This is a genomic window from Streptomyces sp. NPDC055078 (assembly GCF_053607985.1).
The window spans coordinates 1-1,380 of record NZ_JBSGUP010001108.1; the positions used below are offsets into that span (position 1 = coordinate 1).

The 1,380-nt window shown below is 72.5% G+C and carries 1 protein-coding gene and 1 pseudogene; both read right to left on the reverse strand.

The genetic code is table 11. The features are described 5' to 3' along the window. Nucleotides 1-663 (reverse strand): enoyl-CoA hydratase/isomerase family protein (locus ACWF94_RS40520; RefSeq protein WP_453500306.1); only part of this gene is annotated, 663 nt, incomplete at its 3' end. A 5-nt stretch (nucleotides 664-668) separates the two neighbouring features. Further along, a pseudogene (locus ACWF94_RS40525) lies at nucleotides 669-1,380 on the reverse strand (hypothetical protein); the annotation flags it as partial.

The following is a 1,380-nucleotide window of genomic DNA, read 5'->3' on the forward strand; positions in this document are numbered from 1 at the left end:
CCACCACACATTCCCCGCCGCCTTGGCGATCCGCAGCGACTGCGGATGCAGCCCTTGCAGCCGCTTCGCCCACTGGGCGGTCGTCGCGCGCAGTTCGGCGCCGTCCACGACCTCGTTCACCCAGCCCCAGGCGAGCGCCTGTTCGGCGTCGACCTTCTCGCTGAAGAAGACGATCTGCCGGGCCCGCTTCTCCCCGATCTGGAGCGGCAGCAGATTGGTGCCGCCGATGACGGGACAGGCGCCGATCATCGTGCCCGCCTGGCCGAGGCGCGCGTGCCGGGCGGCGATGGCCAGGTCGCAGGCGATGACCAGCTCATTGCCGCCGCCGACCGCCGTACCGTTGACCATGGCGATGACCGGCTTGCGGCACCGCCGGATCGCGGTGATCGCACGCAGCGCGTAGACGCCGGTGTCCTCCAGGCCCTTCTTGGTGAACTCGCGGACATCACCCCCCGCCGAGAACGCCTTGCCCGCGCCGGTGAGGACGACGACATCGGCATCGGAGCCCACGGAGAGATCGTCGAGGAGATCGGCGAGCCGGTGGAACTGGCGCGGCCCGAAGGCGTTCAGGGTGTCGGGGCGGTTGAAGGTGATCCAGGCGACCCGGTCCTCGACCGAGAGCAGCAGATCGTCGTCGGAACCCGGGTAGTCGCTCAGTGCCATATCGGTCAGCCTCGGTTCACTGGAAGGGGGGCGGGGACGTTCGGGCGGGTGGTGGCCAGCAGCCGGGCGACGGCGTCCCAGGTCTCGAAGACCGGCACCCCGGCGGCCCGGATGCGGTCGCGTACGCCGCGCTCGTCCGGGTCGTCGGTCATCGGCGGGAAGTACACGGCCAGATCGTCACCGGTCCCCGCGTGGGCGAGCAGCAGATCCAGATAGCCGGCCGCGTAGCCGGGGCTGCGGCGGTCCACATCGACCAGGTGGTCCCAGGTCAGATGGAACAGAGTCAGATCGACACCGGGGTCCGACCGCAGAGCGGTCAGCGTGCCCGCGGCCAGCTTGCGGGACAGATAGCGGGCCCCGAGGTCGACCGGGTTGGCGGCGCTGACCGGAGCCCCGCCCGCCAGTGCGGTGACGGTGTCCCGCGTACGGTCGGACAGCCGGGCCAGCGGCACCCCGGCGGCCTCCAGGGAGGACGCGGCGAGGACCCCGATCCCGCCGCTGATGGTCACCACGGCGACCCTGGGCGTCCGCCGGGGCAACGGTCTGCGGGCGAACCACTCGGTGGCCGCCACCAGATGGTCGAGGGAGTGCACGGGGATCACCCCCTCGGGCCATTGCCCGGGCGGCGCGTCGCCGCCGGGCGCGCCGGTGTGCCGCCGCGCGGCGGCGATCGCGGTGCGCCGGGAAGGTGCGGTGCACACGACGACCGGCCGGGTG